21 protein-coding genes, 12 tRNA genes and 1 rRNA gene are annotated in these 19055 nt (G+C 45.8%); 2 read left to right on the forward strand and 32 right to left on the reverse strand.

Annotated elements, in window-relative coordinates; genetic code table 11:
* The 14 genes from E4663_RS14290 to E4663_RS14355 all read right to left on the reverse strand — a co-directional run.
* Positions 1–89 (reverse strand): 16S ribosomal RNA (locus tag E4663_RS14290); the annotation flags it as partial.
* 119 nt (positions 90–208) lie between these two features.
* A tRNA-Ile gene (locus E4663_RS14295) sits at positions 209–285 on the reverse strand.
* A gap of 18 nt (positions 286–303) precedes the next feature.
* Positions 304–377: transfer RNA gene (locus E4663_RS14300), tRNA-Gly, on the reverse strand.
* Positions 378–408: 31 nt separating this feature from the next.
* A tRNA-Pro gene (locus tag E4663_RS14305) sits at positions 409–485 on the reverse strand.
* 15 nt (positions 486–500) lie between these two features.
* Positions 501–577, reverse strand: a tRNA-Arg gene (locus E4663_RS14310).
* A gap of 70 nt (positions 578–647) precedes the next feature.
* A tRNA-Leu gene (locus E4663_RS14315) sits at positions 648–735 on the reverse strand.
* 36 nt (positions 736–771) lie between these two features.
* A tRNA-Leu gene (locus tag E4663_RS14320) sits at positions 772–853 on the reverse strand.
* Positions 854–862: 9 nt separating this feature from the next.
* Positions 863–938 (reverse strand) — tRNA-Lys (locus E4663_RS14325).
* A 115-nt stretch (positions 939–1053) separates the two neighbouring features.
* Positions 1054–1128, reverse strand: a tRNA-Gln gene (locus E4663_RS14330).
* An 8-nt stretch (positions 1129–1136) separates the two neighbouring features.
* Positions 1137–1213: transfer RNA gene (locus tag E4663_RS14335), tRNA-Asp, on the reverse strand.
* 12 nt (positions 1214–1225) lie between these two features.
* A tRNA-Glu gene (locus E4663_RS14340) sits at positions 1226–1297 on the reverse strand.
* A 21-nt stretch (positions 1298–1318) separates the two neighbouring features.
* Positions 1319–1409, reverse strand: a tRNA-Ser gene (locus E4663_RS14345).
* Positions 1410–1413: 4 nt separating this feature from the next.
* A tRNA-Asn gene (locus E4663_RS14350) sits at positions 1414–1488 on the reverse strand.
* Positions 1489–1682: 194 nt separating this feature from the next.
* Entirely contained in the window at positions 1683–2132 is a 450-nt protein-coding gene (locus E4663_RS14355; protein WP_135328137.1) for a SprT family protein, read from the reverse strand.
* Between the two features lie 72 nt (positions 2133–2204).
* Between E4663_RS14355 and cmpA the strand changes: the two genes are divergently transcribed.
* Positions 2205–2315 carry a cortex morphogenetic protein CmpA gene (cmpA, locus tag E4663_RS14360; RefSeq protein ID WP_135328138.1) on the forward strand — a complete coding sequence of 37 codons (111 nt, stop codon included), beginning with the start codon at positions 2205–2207 and terminating at the stop codon, positions 2313–2315.
* A gap of 41 nt (positions 2316–2356) precedes the next feature.
* Here the strand turns inward: cmpA and E4663_RS14365 are convergent, their stop codons facing one another.
* From E4663_RS14365 to acpS, 15 genes are all read right to left on the reverse strand, one after another.
* Entirely contained in the window at positions 2357–4525 is a 2169-nt protein-coding gene (locus E4663_RS14365) for a Tex family protein (RefSeq protein WP_135328139.1), read from the reverse strand.
* A gap of 134 nt (positions 4526–4659) precedes the next feature.
* On the reverse strand, positions 4660–5253 hold the full coding sequence (locus E4663_RS14370) for a PP2C family serine/threonine-protein phosphatase (RefSeq protein WP_135328140.1): 594 nt from the start codon (positions 5251–5253) through the stop codon (positions 4660–4662).
* Entirely contained in the window at positions 5254–6033 is a 780-nt protein-coding gene (sigB, locus tag E4663_RS14375; protein WP_079477079.1) for an RNA polymerase sigma factor SigB, read from the reverse strand.
* Positions 6005–6481: an anti-sigma B factor RsbW gene (gene rsbW / locus E4663_RS14380; RefSeq protein ID WP_079477080.1), complete on the reverse strand. Its 477-nt coding sequence runs from the start codon at positions 6479–6481 to the stop codon at positions 6005–6007. Before rsbW ends, sigB begins: the two co-directional genes overlap by 29 nt.
* A gap of 2 nt (positions 6482–6483) precedes the next feature.
* A complete protein-coding gene (locus E4663_RS14385) occupies positions 6484–6816 on the reverse strand; it encodes an STAS domain-containing protein (protein WP_079477081.1) in 333 nt (110 codons plus the stop codon).
* 64 nt (positions 6817–6880) lie between these two features.
* A complete protein-coding gene (locus E4663_RS14390; protein WP_079477082.1) occupies positions 6881–7891 on the reverse strand; it encodes a PP2C family protein-serine/threonine phosphatase in 1011 nt (336 codons plus the stop codon).
* Between the two features lie 14 nt (positions 7892–7905).
* Positions 7906–8307 (reverse strand): anti-sigma regulatory factor, encoded by a 402-nt coding sequence (locus tag E4663_RS14395; protein ID WP_079477083.1) that lies wholly within the window; start codon positions 8305–8307, stop codon positions 7906–7908.
* 3 nt (positions 8308–8310) lie between these two features.
* Positions 8311–8667, reverse strand: a complete 357-nt coding sequence (locus E4663_RS14400; protein ID WP_079477084.1) for an STAS domain-containing protein — start codon at positions 8665–8667, stop codon at positions 8311–8313.
* A 5-nt stretch (positions 8668–8672) separates the two neighbouring features.
* A complete protein-coding gene (locus tag E4663_RS14405; RefSeq protein ID WP_079477085.1) occupies positions 8673–9542 on the reverse strand; it encodes an RsbT co-antagonist protein RsbRA in 870 nt (289 codons plus the stop codon).
* 394 nt (positions 9543–9936) lie between these two features.
* Complete coding sequence (locus E4663_RS14410; RefSeq protein ID WP_079477431.1) at positions 9937–10287, reverse strand: type II toxin-antitoxin system PemK/MazF family toxin; 351 nt, start codon at positions 10285–10287, stop codon at positions 9937–9939.
* A 5-nt stretch (positions 10288–10292) separates the two neighbouring features.
* A complete protein-coding gene (locus E4663_RS14415) occupies positions 10293–10574 on the reverse strand; it encodes a CopG family ribbon-helix-helix protein (protein WP_079477086.1) in 282 nt (93 codons plus the stop codon).
* Positions 10575–10724: 150 nt separating this feature from the next.
* On the reverse strand, positions 10725–11882 hold the full coding sequence (gene alr, locus E4663_RS14420) for an alanine racemase (protein WP_135328141.1): 1158 nt from the start codon (positions 11880–11882) through the stop codon (positions 10725–10727).
* A gap of 128 nt (positions 11883–12010) precedes the next feature.
* Complete coding sequence (locus E4663_RS14425; protein ID WP_079477088.1) at positions 12011–13030, reverse strand: LolA family protein; 1020 nt, start codon at positions 13028–13030, stop codon at positions 12011–12013.
* A gap of 55 nt (positions 13031–13085) precedes the next feature.
* Positions 13086–14588, reverse strand: a complete 1503-nt coding sequence (locus tag E4663_RS14430) for an NAD(P)H-hydrate dehydratase (RefSeq protein ID WP_135328142.1) — start codon at positions 14586–14588, stop codon at positions 13086–13088.
* Between the two features lie 53 nt (positions 14589–14641).
* Positions 14642–14998 carry a holo-ACP synthase gene (gene acpS, locus E4663_RS14435; protein ID WP_135328303.1) on the reverse strand — a complete coding sequence of 119 codons (357 nt, stop codon included), beginning with the start codon at positions 14996–14998 and terminating at the stop codon, positions 14642–14644.
* Between the two features lie 102 nt (positions 14999–15100).
* On the opposite strand from acpS, the gene E4663_RS14440 reads away from it, so the two are divergent.
* Positions 15101–15871, forward strand: a complete 771-nt coding sequence (locus E4663_RS14440; RefSeq protein WP_135328143.1) for a rhomboid family intramembrane serine protease — start codon at positions 15101–15103, stop codon at positions 15869–15871.
* 69 nt (positions 15872–15940) lie between these two features.
* Here E4663_RS14440 and E4663_RS14445 read toward each other — a convergent pair whose 3' ends face one another.
* The 3 genes from E4663_RS14445 to E4663_RS14455 are packed head-to-tail and all read right to left on the reverse strand — an operon-like array spanning position 15941 to position 18882.
* The gene (locus tag E4663_RS14445) at positions 15941–18055 is read right to left on the reverse strand and encodes a carboxypeptidase-like regulatory domain-containing protein (protein WP_135328144.1); all 2115 of its coding nucleotides are present in this window, start codon (positions 18053–18055) and stop codon (positions 15941–15943) included.
* Complete coding sequence (locus E4663_RS14450) at positions 18045–18347, reverse strand: hypothetical protein (protein ID WP_135328145.1); 303 nt, start codon at positions 18345–18347, stop codon at positions 18045–18047. Before E4663_RS14450 ends, E4663_RS14445 begins: the two co-directional genes overlap by 11 nt.
* Positions 18331–18882 carry an RNA polymerase sigma factor gene (locus tag E4663_RS14455; protein ID WP_135328146.1) on the reverse strand — a complete coding sequence of 184 codons (552 nt, stop codon included), beginning with the start codon at positions 18880–18882 and terminating at the stop codon, positions 18331–18333. The genes E4663_RS14450 and E4663_RS14455 overlap by 17 nt, the downstream gene beginning before the upstream one ends.
* Between the last annotated feature and the right edge of the window lie 173 nt (positions 18883–19055).

The following is a 19055-nucleotide window of genomic DNA, read 5'->3' on the forward strand; positions in this document are numbered from 1 at the left end:
AGGGGATCAGCTCGCTTCCTGCGCTCGACTTGCATGTATTAGGCACGCCGCCAGCGTTCGTCCTGAGCCAGGATCAAACTCTCCATAAAAGTTAAGTTTGACTTGCTCATTTGCACACCGAATGTGCGTTGTTGTCTTTTCTTCACTAAGAAGAAAAATATTGACGTACTGGTTGGTTCGTTCAGTTTTCAAAGATCAAATGTTACAATGGTGGGCCTGAGTGGACTTGAACCACCGACCTCACGCTTATCAGGCGTGCGCTCTGACCAACTGAGCTACAGGCCCCAATGGTAAAACATTTAATGGAGCGGGTGAAGGGAATCGAACCCTCATCATCAGCTTGGAAGGCTGAGGTTTTACCACTAAACTACACCCGCATATTTCATTGTATTGAGTAAGTAACTCGGATGGTCGGGAAGACAGGATTCGAACCTGCGACCCCTTGGTCCCAAACCAAGTGCTCTACCAAGCTGAGCTACTTCCCGTAAGTAGTAAGTAAATGGCGCGCCCGAGAGGAGTCGAACCCCTAACCTTCTGATCCGTAGTCAGACGCTCTATCCAATTGAGCTACGGGCGCCTTTTGAAGCGACAAAATCTATTATATCATTTGTTTCGGTTTGACGCAACAACTTTTTTCAAAGTTTTTTTGGTGCGGCCGAGAGGACTTGAACCTCCACGGGGTGAACCCCCACTAGGCCCTCAACCTAGCGCGTCTGCCGATTCCGCCACGACCGCAAATCTATGAATGCTAATCATGGTAAAATTGAAAAGTGCGGGTGGAGGGACTTGAACCCCCACGCCGTGAAGCACTAGATCCTAAATCTAGCGTGTCTGCCAATTCCACCACACCCGCAAGTTACAATGGTGAGCCATGAAGGATTCGAACCTTCGACCCTCTGATTAAAAGTCAGATGCTCTACCAGCTGAGCTAATGGCTCATAATTAATGAAAGGCTTTTTCAAATCGCTAGTTTCGATGATTCCTGTTTTAAAAGCACAAGGAACATCTTATAACGTTTATTCAAATTTGTCAACCCTTTTTCCGAAGAAAAAATGGCTGGGCCAGCTGGATTCGAACCAGCGCATGACGGTACCAAAAACCGTTGCCTTACCGCTTGGCTATGGCCCAATACTTAATGGCGGTCCGGACGGGACTCGAACCCGCGACCTCCTGCGTGACAGGCAGGCATTCTAACCAACTGAACTACCGGACCTAAATTGTAAAGTGACCCGTACGGGATTCGAACCCGTGTTACCGCCGTGAAAGGGCGGTGTCTTAACCACTTGACCAACGGGCCATTATTTTGAGAAAAAAATAATGGCGGAGAAGGAGGGATTTGAACCCTCGCGCCGCTTACGCGACCTACACCCTTAGCAGGGGCGCCTCTTCAGCCACTTGAGTACTTCTCCGTAATGGCTCCAACGGTAGGATTCGAACCTACGACCGATCGGTTAACAGCCGATTGCTCTACCACTGAGCTACGTTGGAATAATGTAAATGCCGCTCGTGATTGATGCGTTTTTGAATTGCTTTATCATCAGCGACGATTTATATCTTATAACATCTGAAGGACAAAGTCAAACCTTTTTCGCAAAAAAAATGTTGTTTCTTTGCGGTTGATGGCTTGTCTCAATCGACCTTTATAAATTTAACACGGTCTATACTATCCGTCAATGGATTTTCTATATCTTTTTTAACTTCCCTTTACATTTCCCACATTGATACTTGGATATATTCACTCTTCTTCTGCGGTGATATACATGACCGCACTCGGCACACGTATACTTATGGACGCTTTTCTCATGTTCTGATGGCAGTGGCTGACAGTATCTTGGTGAGTTGGTTTGTTTAAGGAGAGACTTGAATTCCGGATCGCCATGTCCGTATCCTTTCCCCTCTATATGCAAATGATAATGACATAATTCATGTTTGATGATGCCCGCAAACTCTTCTTCCCCTAATTCGCGGAGATACTTTGGATTCAGCTCAATAACACGCTGGGACGGAATATAGCGGCCGCCAGTTGTGCGGAGTCTAGGATTGAATGTGACAAGATCAACAAATGGTTTATGGAAATATGTTTCTGATAGATTGTTCGTCCATGCTTGTAAATCAATTTGTTCGGTTGTCATTCCTTCACGCCTCCCCACTTCATTGCATACTGTATCATAACTCATTATTTTTAAGAAAGGATTTGAATAGAAATGCCTTCATGGTTAAGAAAACAAATATCGAAAGCCTTCCTGGACAAAGACAAATATCAGATTAAGATGTTGAATCAGTGCTGGTATTACTACAAGCATCTATATAAATAAGAAACCCGGAAGCATTTGTGCCCCCAGGTTCTCTTTGTATTTTACTTTTGCAGCATGGTTAAGGCTATTCGTTGTTTCTTAATATCTACCGAATCGACCCAGACGGTGACGACATCACCTACAGATACGACGTCCATCGGGTGTTTGACGTAGCGATTTGCTAGTTTGGATATATGAACAAGCCCATCTTGTTTAACACCTACATCTACAAATGCTCCGAAATCCACAACATTACGAACGGTACCTTCAAGCTCCATCCCCTGCTCTAAATCTTCCATAGAAAGCACATTCGTTTTTAAGAGCGGCTTCGGAAGGTCATCACGAGGATCACGACCTGGTTGGATCAGAGACTTCATGATATCTTCTAATGTCAACTTACCTACATCAAGACTTTCTGCTGTCTCATTCAAATCCAATGCTTTGAGTTTCTCCGCCACCTCTTCTTTACCAAGGTCTCCGGCCGTAGCATCCACCATCTTCAATAAGGACCGTGCTGCTTTATAGCTTTCTGGGTGAATGGACGTACGGTCGAGTGGTTCAGCCCCGTCAAGGATTCTCAAGAACCCGATACTTTGCTCATAAGTCTTGGCACCGAGTCTTGGAATGTCTTTCAGCTCGGAGCGTTTCGTGAATTTTCCGAGCTCCTCTCGCTTTTTCACCACATTGTTCGCCACCGTCTTACTCAAACCTGATACATATTGAAGTAACGAAGAAGATGCTGTATTAACGTTTACGCCTACTTGGTTAACGACGGTTTCCACGACAAAGCGGAGCGATTCGTTCAATTGCTTTTGACTGACGTCGTGTTGGTACTGTCCGACACCAATAGATTTAGGGTCGATCTTGACGAGCTCCGCCAATGGATCCTGTACACGCCTGGCAATGGAGACGGCACTTCTCTCTTCAACTTTCATATCTGGGAATTCGTCACGAGCCAGTGCAGAAGCAGAGTAGACACTCGCTCCCGCTTCATTGACGATCATGTACGAAACATCCAAGTTATGCTTTTGAATCATATCAGCGACGAACTGCTCTGTTTCACGGGAAGCCGTTCCGTTCCCGATTGCCATCAATTCGATCGGGTGCTTCTTCATAAAGGACAGGATAATCTTCTCCGCTCCTGCCGTATCATTCTTCGGTGCTGTCGGGAACATGACTGAAATGTCGAGTACCTTCCCTGTTTCATCGACCGCCGCTAGCTTACATCCTGTACGGTAGGCTGGGTCGATGCCGAGAACGACTTTTCCTTTTAAAGGTGGCTGCAAGAGTAAACTTCTGAGATTACTCGAGAACACTTCAATCGCCTGCTCTTCTGCCTGTTCCGATAATGAATTACGGATTTCTCTCTCGATAGACGGTTGGATCAGTCGCTTGTAGGCATCTCGAATTGCTTCCGTTAACAACGTATAGGGTTGTCCTGATGTTTTCGGCAAAATGACATGCTTCTCGAGATACTGGACGATCGAATCTTCTGGAGGATGGATAGATACCTTGATCACTCCCTCTTTCTCTCCACGATTCAAAGCTAATACACGGTGAGAAACAATCGATCGTACGGGCTCCTGATAGTCATAGTACATTTCAAAGATGCCCTTCTCGTCATCCTCTGCCTTCTTATCAGTAGAAGAAATGGTACCTTTTTGGAAGGTTTGCTTTCTGATTTGCTCACGGTAAGCGGGGTCGTCCGAAATCCATTCAGCGAGAATATCATTTACACCGGATTGTACTTCTTCCACGGAATGAAGCTCGTGCTCCTCAGAGAAGTACGATGCTGCTTCCTTTGCAAAATCGAAGTTCTCCTGCTTCCATACCTTTTGAGCAAGGGGTTCAAGCCCCTTCTCCTTAGCAATCGTAGCACGGGTTCTTCTTTTTTGTTTATATGGACGGTAGAGGTCTTCTACCTTTTGCAGCTGAGTGGCTGACTCGATTTCTTTCTTCAATTCATCGGTCAGCTTGCCTTGTTCGTCGATTAAACGAATGACCTCTTCTTTTCGTTGCGAAACATTCTGCACATAATTCCATTGGTCTTCTATTGATTTGATCTGCACTTCATCAAGGCCGCCTGTCAACTCTTTACGATAGCGCGCAATGAAAGGTACAGTATTTCCTTCATTTAATAAGGTGATTACTTTTTCTACAGATTTTTCATTAAGACTGGCCTGGGAAGCGACCAGCTTGATCAATTCTGGGTTTAATGTTGATTCACTCAATACATAGACCTCCTTGGATAACTCTTTCTGTATTGTATCAAATTCTTACCTCTATGACTCGGCAAGGGGACGAGACGTATGATAGATAACAACATAAAAAAGACCCTATTCTATTCTTAAGAATAAGGTCTTTATCATAGATACTCCATCACAATCAACGTCGTATCGTCATCTCTTACTTGACCGTAGAGCTCTTTGTACTGTTCGATAATAGATGTAACGTCATCGGTGTGCACACGTTTGAGTGGGAAACGCCTGTCATTGACACCATCAGAAAACATGAGAAACTTCATTCCCTTCTCCACTGTTCCTCTAGTGACACGCAACTTCCGTGGAAAGCCAGCTAAATAACCAGCCAGCGGAATATTTCTACTCTTCTTTCCTTCAGGGCTTACCATAATGACACCTATATTGCCGATGGATGAGTAAGAATAACTCTGGCTTGGAAAGTCGATCCTCAGAATTCCGAGTACCACTCCACGTTTCCCAACAAGTGCTTCATTGCACTTGTTGACCAACGATTCGATCGTAAGGTGAGGATAATCTTCCACAATGTTCATCACTGCTTGAGATGATTCCCGAGCCATCTCTCCACTTCCTAGCCCATCAGCAATCGCACAGACAAATGCTTCTTCCGTCTCTTTATAAAAGTAACTGTCACCGCAATAATAATTGCCTTTTTTCGCCTTTTGGTAGACATCAAGGCTAATGTGATTCGCTTCGTCCATCTAGAAGACCTCTATGGATTCCGATTGTAATGCTTCCCTGAGCTTCCTCAATGCACGTCGTTGAAGACGAGATACATGCATTTGGGAAATACCGAGCCGCTCACCAGTGTCTTTTTGACTCATATTCTCGAAGTAAGTACATTGCAGAATCTCTTGCTCGCGCTCGGATAATATAGGAAGGATCTTTTCGAGCAGCATTCGCTGATCGATATGTGAGTAACCATCCTCCGCATTCCCGATCAAGTCCAAAATGGTTACGGTACTGCCATCGGAGTCTGCTTCGATTTTACGGTCGACAGACAAAGCCTTGTAACTCTTGCCCATCTCCATCGTCTCTAGTACATCTTCTTCTGAAACCTCCAAGTAGTCCGCAATTTCACGGACGGAAGGAGAGCGTTGAAGCATACTCGTCAATTCTTCTGAGGTCTTCTTGATCTTCGGTCCTAGTTCTTTGATCCGTCTTGGTACATGGACGCTCCATGTTTTATCACGGATGAATCGTTTAATTTCACCAATAATCGTAGGAATCGCAAAGGATTCGAATGACTTACCGAAATCTGGATCGTACCGGCGTATGGCAGCAAGCAACCCAAGCATCCCGACTTGTACCAAGTCTTCATGAATCGTACTATTCTTGGAATATTTACGAGCAATCGATTCGACTAAGTCTTTGTAAACAAGGACGATTTGTTCCTGGACGACTTCGTCTCTCGGATGTTCTTGTAAATGTTCTATCCATTCATATACTTCATCATTGTGATGTTGAGATTTGGTCGCCATCTTGACCCACCTCAGTTTCATGGAGATATTTTGTCATCAACACAATCACCCCATATTTACTATTTATCTCCACTTTATCCATAAGTGCATCAATCAAGAATAGTCCAAATCCACCCTCACGAAGTTCCTCAATGTCGTCATCCTGCTTGTACGGGCCGATATCTTCTTTGATCTCACCTAGGTTAAAGCTTCCACCGTGGTCGGCTACCATTACTTCCAAACGGTCTTCGTAAACGCCGAACCCGATAGTGATTTCCCCTTCACCCGTTTCCTTATAAGCGTGCTTCACTGCGTTCGTGATCGCCTCGGAAATCGCGACTTTCAAGTCCTCAATATCTTCGAAAGTGAAACCCATGCGATTCGCAATTCCAGATATACTGAGACGAACAACCCCAATATACTCTGCTTTCGCCGGCACTTTCACTTCTACAAAATCAAATGATTCCATTATTACATTCCACCTTGTACTGTAGAATCGATGTTCATAATTTCTGTCAGGCCGGTAATCTTAAACAACCGATAAACACGTTCCTGCATATGCAACAGTCTAAGTTCTGTCCCGTGTTCCTTTGTCGATTTGAGCGCACTAATGAAAACTCCGAGTCCTGTAGAATCCATATAGTTCACCTGTTCAAAATCAACTTCAACCGTCTGACCCTCTTCTTTCGTAAGTGGAAGAATGGTATCTTTAAGCTTCGGAGCCGTAAAAGCGTCTACTTCTCCTGCTAGAGTTAAATAAGTAACATTATTATCTTTGTGGGAAACATCTATAGTCAAATTCATCAGACAATCCTCCTGTATTCCTAAAAAAGTCAATCAAATTACTTTTACCCTTTGCCATCCTTCATTAAACATTACGTCTCAAAATAATCAGCGTAAAATCATCACGCAGTTGGAACCCTTGAAGTCGTTCAAAGTGCTTGTACACTTGGTCGACTATTTCCTGAGCTGGTAAGTCGGCATAAGATTTGATGACGTCTAACACCTCTTCTTGCTCGATAAACCGTTCACCTTGACGACACTCGGTAACGCCGTCTGTCAACAGCACGATCATATCCCCTTTTTCCACTTCTTTGACGTACTGGGTATATGTCGTCTCAGCGGACACCCCTAAAACCAGACCAGGTACATCGATCTCTTCGAATTCCCCTTGGTCCTTGTGATAATAGAAACCGGGTTCGTGTCCGGCGGATGAGTATGTGAACGTATGGTCCCTGGAATCATATAATCCATAAAACATCGTGATAAACATACTGGAATCCACATTCCGCTCCACTACACGATTAAGGCTTCCGAGTATGACACTTGGATCCATTCTCATCTCAGGGAAACTGTCCATGGAATATTTGATCATGGACATGCATAACGCAGCTGGGACCCCTTTTCCGATTACGTCTGCGACAGCAATCCCGAGTGTCCCTTTTTCGTCATAAACGAAATGATGGTAATCCCCGTTCATCTGCTTCGCAGGTACACTCAGTGCCCCAACTTCCACTTCTTCGATTTCCGGTTTCACTGTAGACAAAAGCGTCTTCTGCATGTTCGCTGCTACGGAAATTTCGGACTTCAATTCTAACTGCTTCTCACGCAACGACTGGTGCTCTTGGTAAGCTAGACCGTACGAAATCATAGTTTCCAAAAGGAAATTCAATGATGATTGAATATACTCTGGCATTTCCGGGTATATTTCTTGTAGCGATTGAATATGGATATTTATGATTTCATCTGGCGATATCTTCTGTTGCATCGATTGTTTACTGAACTGCTCTGCTTGATATAGAGCTTGCTCATCTTTCGAACGGATATACTCTTGCAGCAATTCTTTATAATTCTCAAGATCTAGCTTCAACGTACTCATCGTTTATACCTCCTCTAACGGAGCCACTTCACTACTCTGATCTCGGTACCTTTCCCTTCTTCTGAGTGAATGTCGAATTCATCCATCAAACGTTTCACTCCGGGAAGACCAGCCCCTAGTCCCCCTGATGTAGAGAACCCATCTTCCATAACTTGACCAATCTCTTTAATTCCTGGTCCATCATCCATAGCGATAATGGCAATACCTTTCCGGTCTATCTCTTCTAGTGCTTCAAAGCAGACTTTTCCTGTCCCTGCATATAGATAAATATTCCTGGCTAACTCCGATATCGCGGTGGCGATCCGTGCCTGATCAACTGTTCCGAAACCTATTTTTCTAGCAATGTCTCTTCCCAGTTGTCGCGCGCCTACGATATCCCATTCCTTTTTAATGTTCACACAGGATTGGAATTCCATAGGCTACTCCTCCAGTTCCTGTCGAAGTTTGATCAATCCTTGTTCTAAATCTAATGCAGTTGGGACATCTTGCATATGAATGCCTAAATCAATCAAAGTCATTGCGACAGCAGGCTGAATTCCTGTGAGGACGACTTTTGCGCCCATCAAATCGGACATTGTCACGACATCTCCTAATACTTTAGCGATGAAAGAGTCGATAATATCGACAGAGGTCAAATCTATGACAACACCTGAGGCTCCGTTTTCATGTATTTTACTGAGCAGGTCCTCTTGGAATTGGATCGCTGTTTGATCATCTAGGTCGATTTGGATGGAAATCAATAAATAATTGTGAAGCTTTAATATTGGTATTCTCATGATCTTCACTCCCCATCTAGCGAATCGATTAGCTTCTCGATATCTGCGTCTCTGTTTTGTGTATCTTCAATTTTCCGGTTTGTTAATTCTAGAGCTGTTTCGAACCCTTTCCGTAAAGAACTCTTCGTCGGGAACTTACCAAGGTCAATGCCCAAGTTGACAATCGTTTGCGCAATCTCCGGCCGTATGCCTACCAAGATACATCTAGATCCGATCAAACGCACCGCTTCTGCTGCTTGGATGATATGGTGAGCGACCATTGTATCAACGACAGGTACTCCCGTAATATCAATCAGTACAACTTCTGCATTATGCTTAATGACACCATCCAGCAGGTTCTCCATAATCAACTTCGCCCGCTCTGTGTCGATCGTTCCAATCAACGGCATGATCGTGATGTTTTCCATAACTGGGATCAGTGGTGCAGAAAGCTCTTGTAAAGCTACTCTCTGTAAGGACACGATGTGTTCCCAACTTCCGGAATATTCATTGACCAGTTGATTGATGATCGGATCGACCCAGCCGTCTACCTTCTTAAGTACTTCAGAAAAATAATCCGTATCCACCTGTTCTGATTGTTTCAGAATAAAGTCGACGATGACACGACGGAAAACTTGCATCCCGTCCGTCAAATATCCAAGTGGCCACCCTAAGTTGATCAAACGTTCTGAGAAATCGTCCAAGTCACTCGATAGACCTTGGTTCTCAATGCTTGAAAAGATGACATTTACAAACTCGCGATTTGTGTTCTCGAACATTTCAGCAGAAATATTCGAAGTGTAGTCTTGCTTTTTATGGGTATTAAATTCTTCAAGCCACATTTTTACAATAGCATCGCTATGGTCGAGTACGATGTTCTTTAACTTGTTATCCATTAACAGACCCTCCGCCTTCATCCCATTTCCGTCTTCGTTCAATTAGTATTTGAATATAATTTTAACAAAAAAACCGAAAAGTTTATACCATTTCACTTTATCAGCGCTAGATAAAAAAACGCACCGATGTCCATTCCCTTACTACTCCTATTATAAACCCGTTTCTCAAAATGACTATATGTATTTATTTCTACATGATTCTCCCTAAATCCTATTATAGTCCAAAAAAGGTTCCTTTTACTCTTTGCCATTCAAAATGTTTTGATTGCCAGGGCTTTGGGGAAGGGAATAAGTGCCCTGTCTTTTTGCGGATCAGAGTCTAAAAAAAGCTACCTGGTAGTCAGGCAGCTTTTCTCATCTGAGAGGATGTGGATTTTCTTTTTTTATAAAGGTTTTAAAAATCGATCAAACCAAGGCTGATCTGTAGAGCCTTATTTACTTCTTGCATCATTGGATCATCCAGTTGAGTGATCTTGTCGGTCAAACGTTGTTTATCAATCGTTCTGATTTGCTCCAATAAGATTACAGAGTTTCGTTCGAACCCGTATTTTTTTGCATCAATTTCGACGTGAGTAGGAAGTTTGGCTTTTTGTATTTGCGCTGTAATCGCCGCGACGATTACGGTTGGGCTGAAACGATTACCAATATCATTTTGCAGGATGAGTACGGGACGCACCCCGCCTTGCTCAGAGCCCACAACTGGGGACAAATCAGCGAAATAAACGTCTCCTCGTTTGACTATCACTGGCTTCACACCCCGCCCACTAATTGCTCCAGGGTGTGTTCTGCCTCCTCTTCAGCCTGAAACGCTTCTGAAGCGATATTTAAATTGATTTTGGCCATCTCCATGTAGCCTCTTCGCATAGATTCTCTGATATGGCGCTGTTTCTTCTCACGCAAATACATTTTAGTAGCTTGACACATGAAATCGCTCCGATCACTATTATCGAGTTGAATGAAGCCATCAACTTCATTCAGTAGGTTATCCGGAATCCGGATGACTATCTCCTGCATGCTGTCGGACAAAACCATACACCTCCACCATCTTCTCTCAAAAGAAAACCAGTCAATTAGTCCACTCTAATCTTATCAAACGGCAAGGTCTATTGCAAAGAAGTGCTGGAATTTTTTCGTGTTTCCTGTATTCTTCGATCAGCCGATAGGGAGATTTGTCTAACTTCCTTACAAAGCATTGTCTACTTCTATCATCTTTCCATTTCTCAAAAACATACGTGGCACTCTGTAACTGATCATGCAAGGGATCTCATAATTGATCGTCTCCAAGTAATCAGCCACTTCGTCTGCCGTAATTTCATCACTGTCTTGTTTACCTATTAAGGTTACCTTTGTCCCTATAGGATATTCCTGATCGAGCCGAATCATGAATTGATCCATACAAATCCTTCCGACAATCGGGTGGCGCTTTCCGTCTACCAGCACGTCCATCCCTTGCAATTTGCGAATCCAACCATCGGCATAGCCAAGTGGAACCGTTCCAATCCACTCTTCCTCTTCGGTTTGATAGGTGGCGCCATAGCTGATGGATTCACCAGGATCCAACTTCTTCACATGAATCAATCGACTTTGCAACGATAAAGCAGGTCTCAGTTCGATCGGGCGTTCTTCCCTCACGACCGAGGAGGGGTACAAGCCATACATGCTGATTCCAAAACGGACAATGTGTTTCATCCGTTCCGGGAACCTCATACTGGCCGCACTGTTCCCTGTATGAAATTCGACATTCTCCGGCCAAACCCTTTCAAAATGTGAAAATAATTCTTCGAAACGGGCTTCTTGTTTCGAATGGTAAGTGGAATCTCCTTCATCCGCCGTAGCAAAGTGAGTGAAAACCCCTTCTAATGATAGATGGTTTGTCTGACGGATGAGCTGAAGGAGCTGGTCCATCTCTTCTGTCGAGCGGATTCCGATCCTCCCCATCCCTGTATCCCACTTCATATGGAGCTTTAATGGGTGAGAGAGGGTTTGCGCTGACACTTCCCCCAACCACTCGCTTTGAAAAACGGTCACCGTGATTGCGTTCTCTGCAGCAATAGGTGCATCTTCAGGTCTTGTCCATCCCATGACAAGGATCGGGGCTTCAATTCCCGCTTCTCTCAACCGTATCGCTTCATCTAATAAAGAGACGGCTAACCCTTTCGCCCCAGCTTGCAAGGCTTCTTTCGCAACTTGCACATCGCCGTGGCCGTAGGCATTCGCTTTGACGACCGCGTATATGCCTGTCCCCGGTTTCAACCTTTCCTGAAGGGATCTAATGTTATTCTCAATGGCCGAAAGCTCTACTTCCGCCCAAGAATCCCGGTAAAACGTTTCATTAGACAAAGTCACTCGCTCCTCCCGTTACAAATATGTTTAAACTCTATTATTGAACGCGGGAGCTTCGAGTGTCAATGACACCCCGGCAGGAGACGAAAATAAAAGCAGACCGCTAAGCCTGCTAAGTGTTCCTGTTATTTGGCTGCCGAATTATTGATCGAACTCGCGACGTTGACCATCTCTGCCTCTGTCAGTTCATCACTAGCCAGTTGATAGGTTGTACCGTTACTGCTCCACTCTAAACGGTTGTGCTCCATTGCTCCAATCACACCGTCATCAAGTTGAACAGGGTCCCCATTTACAGGAACAGAATACTGAGCACTAGCCGCTTGGACTTCGGCTTTCTCTTGAATTAGTGTAAAGCTTTTGTCTCCGGAATAGTTCATGATGATCCGCTGGCCGTCATCTGTTTTGACCGCGACTTCATCCGCAAGTTCTGCTCCGAGCGTCTCCTCCGGGTAAAGAACTTGCGTGAGTTCTTCCCCTTCCATATTCGCTACAGGAGCTTCCGTCGGTGCCATCGCCATATTCTTATCGACATCAAAGTCTTCTTTCTTCAGCTTGTCGTCTTTTGCGAAGTTCGCAAACTGCACTTCGACCAATGCATTCATATCCTGGTCGAATACTTTGACCATGACTGGCTGGTAAGACTTCTTATCAAAATAGATCTCTTGGTAAGGCAGTGTTTTATTGTTCTGGTAGTTTGTCTTAGTTTTAAATACGAAATAGTTCTCATCCGCTGTGAACTCTGATTCCGAGTCGGACTTGATGTCTTTCAGAAGAGACGTGTACAAGTACGGCTGGCTTGTATTTTGCGGCCATTCACTCTGGAACTTGAAGCTCTTATTCAGTGCAGGAGTCAATACGTACACACCACTGTCATTCTTCAAGATGATCTGACTTCCTTTTTCGTCTTGATCATTCTGAAGCTTCACACGATAGTAATCGTCTTTCTTATGCCACACTTGAATTTGGTATTGCTGTTCGTCTTTTCCTGTCCGCATCTTCATATTGGCCTCTGCTTTGTATCCTGACATTTCTTCTGCCTGCTTCTCAAGCTTCTTCACAACATCTTCTTTCGACTGAGAGCCACAAGCGGCTAGCAAACTGATGGTGAACAAAGCTACTAATAGGATCAGAAATCGTCTTTGCATAAGACTCCACTCCTTTGTCTCTACTTATGGACAAAGGGAACGTAACTCATATGGATCAGCAAGAGAATGTACGAAAGGTTACGGGAAGGCCTTCGATGACGTCATTTGCAAGCAAATCCGTCATCGAATGTTTTTCAACCGTCAAATGTTCAGCTGTCGACCCGTGAAGGAAGCAACCGTTCGCCAGCGCCTCCATTAAAGAATCCGTCTGCATCATCATCGCAAGCAGCACACCCGATAACACATCACCGCTCCCGCCTTTCGCGAGTCCGGCGTTACCAGAAGTGTCCACAAGCTGTTCACCATCCGGAGATGTAATGATGGTCGATGGTCCTTTCAATACGAGATACACCCCGTATTCCTTGGCGAACTGACGACTAAGAGAAAAAGGATGCGCGATCACGTCTGATATCGAGACCTCCGCAAGCCTTGCGAACTCACCTGGATGAGGCGTGAGGACAGTTGGATTCCGTCTGGCACGGACTTGATCGAGCGGCAATTCATATAAGCCATCTGCATCAATCAAGAGAGGTGCTTCGACTTTTTCCAAGACGCCTTCAAGGAGACCACGTGTATCTGGGTCCCTACCGATTCCCATTCCGAAGGCGACTCCATCAAAGCCTGATAAATCAGGCGCTTGTCCGGTCGCAAAACCATCGTTTTCCTCTAAACCCATATAGGTCGCTTCCTGTATGAACGGAGCGACAGAGGGAATAGCTGAATCGACAGTAGCAATGGTGATCAGCCCTGAACCACTCCTTAAGGCGGCTCTTGCTGACATGGCGATGGACCCCGGCATGTGCTTGGATCCCCCGATCACCACTCCTTTTCCGTGGCTGCCCTTGTGCGAGTTAGCCTCTCGAATCGGAAGCGCCCGCTTCACATCTTCTCTAGTCCACACTTTCCGGTCGGTCTTAGGAAGCTCATTCACGGGTAGTCCGATTTCAACGACGGACCACTCTCCGTAAAATGGTCTCGTCCGCTCTAAGAAGGCGCTCATTTTCGGCGCAGCAATGACCGTCGTAGCGTCTGCTCGGAAAGCATCGATGTCATCGTCACTCTCATCTGCAGGGACACCCGTCGGAAGATCGACTGCCAATCGCCTCGCTCTTTGTACATTCGCTTGACGTACAATCGTCGAGAACGGTTCACGCAAGTTCCCTTTCACTCCGATCCCAAGCATCGCATCAATGATGACATCGCACCTTTCTAAGGAAGGCTCGAGTCCATCAAGGTCGGTGCGATACGTGTAGCCGGAGGATTGGAACAAAGCACGGTGAGTCTTCGCGTCTCCTCTGACCTTATCATCCGAGACGACTTGCCACGTTTCCACGTTGTAGCCGCGGTTCAGTAGTGTTCGAGCGATGACAAATCCGTCTCCCCCGTTGTTCCCAGCTCCGATGAGCACGACAACTTGGTCACTTCCTTTAATATGACGAAGCATATCTTCTGTCACAGCGCGCCCCGCGCTTTCCATGAGCATGGCACCGGTGATACCCGCTTCCTCTATCGCAACCCGATCCCATTCGTACATTTCTTGTGCGGTTACAATATCCAATTCGTTCCCTCCTACCCGCATTACAATGTTATGAGACAACCTATGTATTTATGTCAGGTTGTTTCGAGGACAACCTGAGCGATTGCCTGTGTCGTGCTATGGCTGATCGACACCCAGATCTTATATTCTTCATATCCTTTGACACGCATCATCGGTGCGCCGAGTTCACTTGGTAGAATCTCGATATCTTGAAAACTTAATGTACCGATACCCGTTCCTACAGCTTTCGCAAACGCTTCTTTAGCTGCGAAACGGCCTGCGACGAACTCCGTCTGCCGCTTTTCATTCAATTGTCTGTACCGCTCTTGTTCGAGTGGAGTTAATATTCGTTGAACGAAACGAGAACTTCGCTTTATACTTTGGTTAATACGATCTAATTCAATCAGATCGATTCCGATCCCTTTAATCACATACATCTTCCTTTTTATTCATAGACTAGTTGTAGTATACCCGAAATGGTTTGAGGGTAAAAAGAATGATAGAGGATCGCACTTTCAAAGGAGTATGAATCTATGTTTTTACGAAATGAATCATTTAAAGAGTTCTTGCGCTTCTATCCTATTGTTTCGGGGCTCGTTGCGCTCCACCTTGTATTATGGTTTCTGACGGATTTCCTGCAGCTTGGGTTCGCCATCGGGCTTGAGCGCTGGGGCATCGGCTTGAACGCCCTCGTGTTGAACGGGGAGTATTGGCGGCTCGTGACCCCAATCTTCTTACACAATGGTCTCGGACACGCGTTCTTCAACTCATTCTCGCTCATTTTGTTCGGGCCGGCACTTGAACAGATGTTAGGAAAAGTGAAATTCAGCATGATGTACTTATTCGCAGGTATTATCGGCAACCTCGGTACGTTTCTGATCAACCCGGATTCTTTCCAACCGCACTTAGGAGCATCCGGTGCGATCTTCGGAATCTTCGGGGTCTATGTATTTATGGTGATGAACCGGAAAGACTTGATCGATGCAGCCAATTCTCAGATCATCATGGTCATCTTCATTCTCGGGTTCGTGATGAGCTTCCGCCCTGGTATCAACATTTACGCTCACCTCTTCGGTCTGATCGGCGGATTTGCGATCGCGCCAGTCGTCCTGCGGAATGCGAGGTCCTTTTCCCTATGGCAAGTGCGGGCGAAATACGCACGAAGTTACGACGATCATGAAGTCCGGTTTGATCCGAACCGCTGGCAGAAGCGGCGACGCTTCGGTGGGGTGAACGGCAAGAACATCTTGTGGGGCGTCATCATATTCCTCGTAGTGCTTTCGTTGTTTGGACGGTTCTTATAATAGAAGACTCTGCCTTCGGGCGGAGTCTTTTTTTGTCTATTTAAAAATGGCCGCCTGGGGAGGCGACCTTTACTGAATCTCTTTGAAAAATGATTCTAGTACATCTGACAGGTTATTCCTTTCAACCCACGATTCGATATCTTGATCCGGACTGAAGAAAACCTCAAGCCCTTGCTTCAACTGTTCAGAAGCACCCTCGTCGACCGCTTCTTGTTTCAGAGCCTCTAACAGACTCTCCCAATCTCCGAATGCCATTTCATCGAATGGACCGTGATAGGAAGGATATTGATCAGCAATAGCCAACGCTTCGTCCGTGCCTTCTTGGTAAATCTTCAGTGCTGTCCACGTTCGAATCGCTTCATCCGATCCAAGTTCCGAGGCTTTCTTGAACCAATTTTCCGCTTCTTCATAGCGACCGTTCTTCGCTAGAGCCGTCGCATAGGTAGCACGAACGGAATCATCCAGAAAAGAATCCTGCTGCAGAACATGGTCCATCGCCTCGAAGTAGATCTCCCACTTCCGCTCCCTGCTTGCCTCACTCGCGAGGTCTCTCCATGCTCCAGGGACGCCCGAGACCTCTGCATACTCCCTTTTCAGAGGAAGTAAGTCACCAGAGTTCTTTTCATGTTCTTTCAGGCGGATGAACATCCGGAGTGAGTGAGCATCCCCTTTTTCCTTATAAAGAGAGGCTGCACGCTCGTATTCATGATTCAATAAAGCCTGGTCCGCTTCCGTCAACTCGCGCTCTTCCACTGAAAAGAACGGGACGCTATCCTCCTGCTCCGTCGATAAGCGGAACCCTTGGCTGGATGAGAGAAATTCACCATTCTTATCAAAAGCGATCACACTCCAGGACCGCTCAGCGTCGGGGTAAGCAAGAGAAAGAAGACTCTCTGGTATCGGACGACCCCCGTGCTCATCTTCGTCGTAAAGACTCACGCCACCTAAGAAATCATACAGCTCTTCCAGGCTCACCGTGAGTTCGTCTTGATCGGTGGATTGAAAGGCACTCGTCGTCGAACCACTGTCTACATGCTTTTCCAGAAGGACTTGGTAATAAGCGGCTCCGTCCACTCCCTCCCAATCAAACGTCATTTCGTCTCCTTTCACGACTTCGAAGTTCGTCGGCTGATAGGTTTGGATCAAGGTTCTCAATTCAGCATTCCATGTAAGATCCTGATCGACTTTATAAATACGGTCGATTTCCGGCCAAGCATAGCCTTTCACCTGTTCGAACTGTGTACCGAAAAAGAATGCATATTCCCCATCAGGCACTCCATACATCGTATAATTACCATCCTCATCCGTATAAGCATGCGGTAGCAATTCGTGTTCCTCCCCACGGAACGTGTTGATATCTGCCTCCGGTTTCGCATAAACAATCGAGTTCGCGACGGGATCGCCGTCATCGGTAGTAATCGTCCCTGATATTGTATGAAGCCCCGTTTCGCCCTCTGTCCAGCGCTTGAGATTCCGTCTCGTTTGCTCTAAATACTCCCCGGAATGACCCCAGCCGTCTGGAGTCAGGTAGCTCTCGACCTTTTGGTATGCTTCGTCGTACTTCTTCTGACTGAGCAAGTGACGTACTTCCACCTCCAAAGCTTCCGACTTCAGCGGTTCCGGTAATACAGCCCGCTCCGCTGAACTTAGCGACTCGACGAGCTGGAGCGCTTTGTCGATGTCCTTGATGGAAGATAACTCGACCTTTAAGAAGTAAGCCTCCCAATACGCTTCATTCTTACCAGGGTATTTCGCTAAGTATTTCTCCACCACGTCAATCGCCTGCTGCAAATCCCCTTTTTTAAAAAAGGACATACTATATTGTTGCAGAGCTTCTGTATAAGCCCCTTGCTTATAACCATCCTCTAAGTATTCTTTCAAGAAAGGAGCCCTGACCTCAAGCGGGATTTCCCCTTCCCCTAAAAAGTCAGCGGATGCCGCGCCTGTGGTACTCTTGAATACATCAAACCTCTGTATACCCTGAGGCATGACAATCTTCTCTTCGATATACGACATGCGCCCCTTCACAAAGATGTGATCACTCTTTAAACGCTCAATCGCTTCATAAGGGCTCTTCGCATCGGACCGTACAGGTGGATAAATCCAGTTAACGAACATAAACAACGCCGCCGCAAACACAATCAACAGCCCGAAAACGTGTTTCACTTTCAACTTAATCCGCATTTTCTCTCAGCTCCTCCACCCGGTCTTGCCAATAATAACTACCATCAATTTCTACAATGCCTGACTTCGGCTGCGGCGTTTTCGTCGTATAAGGGACGACAGTCATCGTCAAAGCAATCACGATGGAAGTAGCGAGGGGAACGACCGGAATCTCTATTTCCTTATTCCATAAATCGCGAACCCTTTCTTTTATCGTGACAGGCTGGCTGTTTTTTTCAAGTACGATCTCTTTGGACGCAAAATGCTCGTCTCGAAGCTCGTAGTCCAGCTCTTTCTTAACGTTCGAATTCATGAAAATCCCCTCCCTCTTCCAACTTCTTCTGCATCTCTTGCCTGCCACGGTGCAGACGACTCTTGATTGTCGAAGTCTTCGCATCTAGAATATGTACGATTTCTTCTATTGAATACTCTTGATAATAAAAAAGGATGAGCACTTCCCGATGCTTCTGCTTCAACCCCATCAGCGCTCTGGATAAAGTTTGGCGGCGGCTGTAGGCATCGATGGACGATTCCGGATCGTCGTAATGCACATTTTCGAAATGATGCTCGTACTCATCGAACGAAAAAAACTTCCACTTCCGCTTCCGCAACTCACTACGACACTTGTTGAAAGCAATGGATGTCAGCCAACTCTTCAATTTGCTGCCGTCCTCTAGCTGCTCTATCTTCCGGAATGCCTGGACAAATGTATCTTGGACGATCTCTTCTGCCAACAAACGGTCGCGCACCATCAACAAGCATCCGCGCTTCAGCTCATCCCCATATGTATCGACGACGTCAGCAAATGCCGCCTCTTCTCTATTCTTTAATCGCTGCGCTAACTCCAAGCTTAACCGCTCCCTGTTTTTGCCGTCCTATTATTTCTGACGCTACTATCTCTCTCTAGGTTGCATCTTTTTGAGAAAATTTCAAGTTTATGGACGGAATTGGGATAGGGCTTTCTTGTTTTGTGCGCGACTTCCTTGCTTTGCGCGCGACTTCCCCGCTTTGTGCGCGGCAA

Origin of the sequence: Halobacillus salinus, assembly GCF_004684905.1 — a bacterium.
In the GTDB taxonomy this organism is placed as follows: domain Bacteria; phylum Bacillota; class Bacilli; order Bacillales; family Halobacillaceae; genus Halobacillus; species Halobacillus salinus.

What these genes read in the sequence shown, in the direction of transcription:
- E4663_RS14355 (WP_135328137.1), bottom strand. Translation starts at nt 2,132, where the DNA reads ATGACAACCGAACAAATTGATTTACAAGCATGGACGAACAATCTATCA.
- cmpA (WP_135328138.1), top strand. Translation starts at nt 2,205, where the DNA reads ATGCCTTCATGGTTAAGAAAACAAATATCGAAAGCCTTCCTGGACAAA.
- E4663_RS14370 (WP_135328140.1), bottom strand. Translation starts at nt 5,253, where the DNA reads ATGGACGAAGCGAATCACATTAGCCTTGATGTCTACCAAAAGGCGAAA.
- sigB (WP_079477079.1), bottom strand. Translation starts at nt 6,033, where the DNA reads ATGGCGACCAAATCTCAACATCACAATGATGAAGTATATGAATGGATA.
- rsbW (WP_079477080.1), bottom strand. Translation starts at nt 6,481, where the DNA reads ATGGAATCATTTGATTTTGTAGAAGTGAAAGTGCCGGCGAAAGCAGAG.
- E4663_RS14385 (WP_079477081.1), bottom strand. Translation starts at nt 6,816, where the DNA reads ATGAATTTGACTATAGATGTTTCCCACAAAGATAATAATGTTACTTAT.
- E4663_RS14390 (WP_079477082.1), bottom strand. Translation starts at nt 7,891, where the DNA reads ATGAGTACGTTGAAGCTAGATCTTGAGAATTATAAAGAATTGCTGCAA.
- E4663_RS14395 (WP_079477083.1), bottom strand. Translation starts at nt 8,307, where the DNA reads ATGGAATTCCAATCCTGTGTGAACATTAAAAAGGAATGGGATATCGTA.
- E4663_RS14400 (WP_079477084.1), bottom strand. Translation starts at nt 8,667, where the DNA reads ATGAGAATACCAATATTAAAGCTTCACAATTATTTATTGATTTCCATC.
- E4663_RS14405 (WP_079477085.1), bottom strand. Translation starts at nt 9,542, where the DNA reads ATGGATAACAAGTTAAAGAACATCGTACTCGACCATAGCGATGCTATT.
- E4663_RS14415 (WP_079477086.1), bottom strand. Translation starts at nt 10,574, where the DNA reads ATGGTTTTGTCCGACAGCATGCAGGAGATAGTCATCCGGATTCCGGAT.
- E4663_RS14425 (WP_079477088.1), bottom strand. Translation starts at nt 13,030, where the DNA reads ATGCAAAGACGATTTCTGATCCTATTAGTAGCTTTGTTCACCATCAGT.
- E4663_RS14440 (WP_135328143.1), top strand. Translation starts at nt 15,101, where the DNA reads ATGTTTTTACGAAATGAATCATTTAAAGAGTTCTTGCGCTTCTATCCT.
- E4663_RS14445 (WP_135328144.1), bottom strand. Translation starts at nt 18,055, where the DNA reads ATGCGGATTAAGTTGAAAGTGAAACACGTTTTCGGGCTGTTGATTGTG.
- E4663_RS14450 (WP_135328145.1), bottom strand. Translation starts at nt 18,347, where the DNA reads ATGAATTCGAACGTTAAGAAAGAGCTGGACTACGAGCTTCGAGACGAG.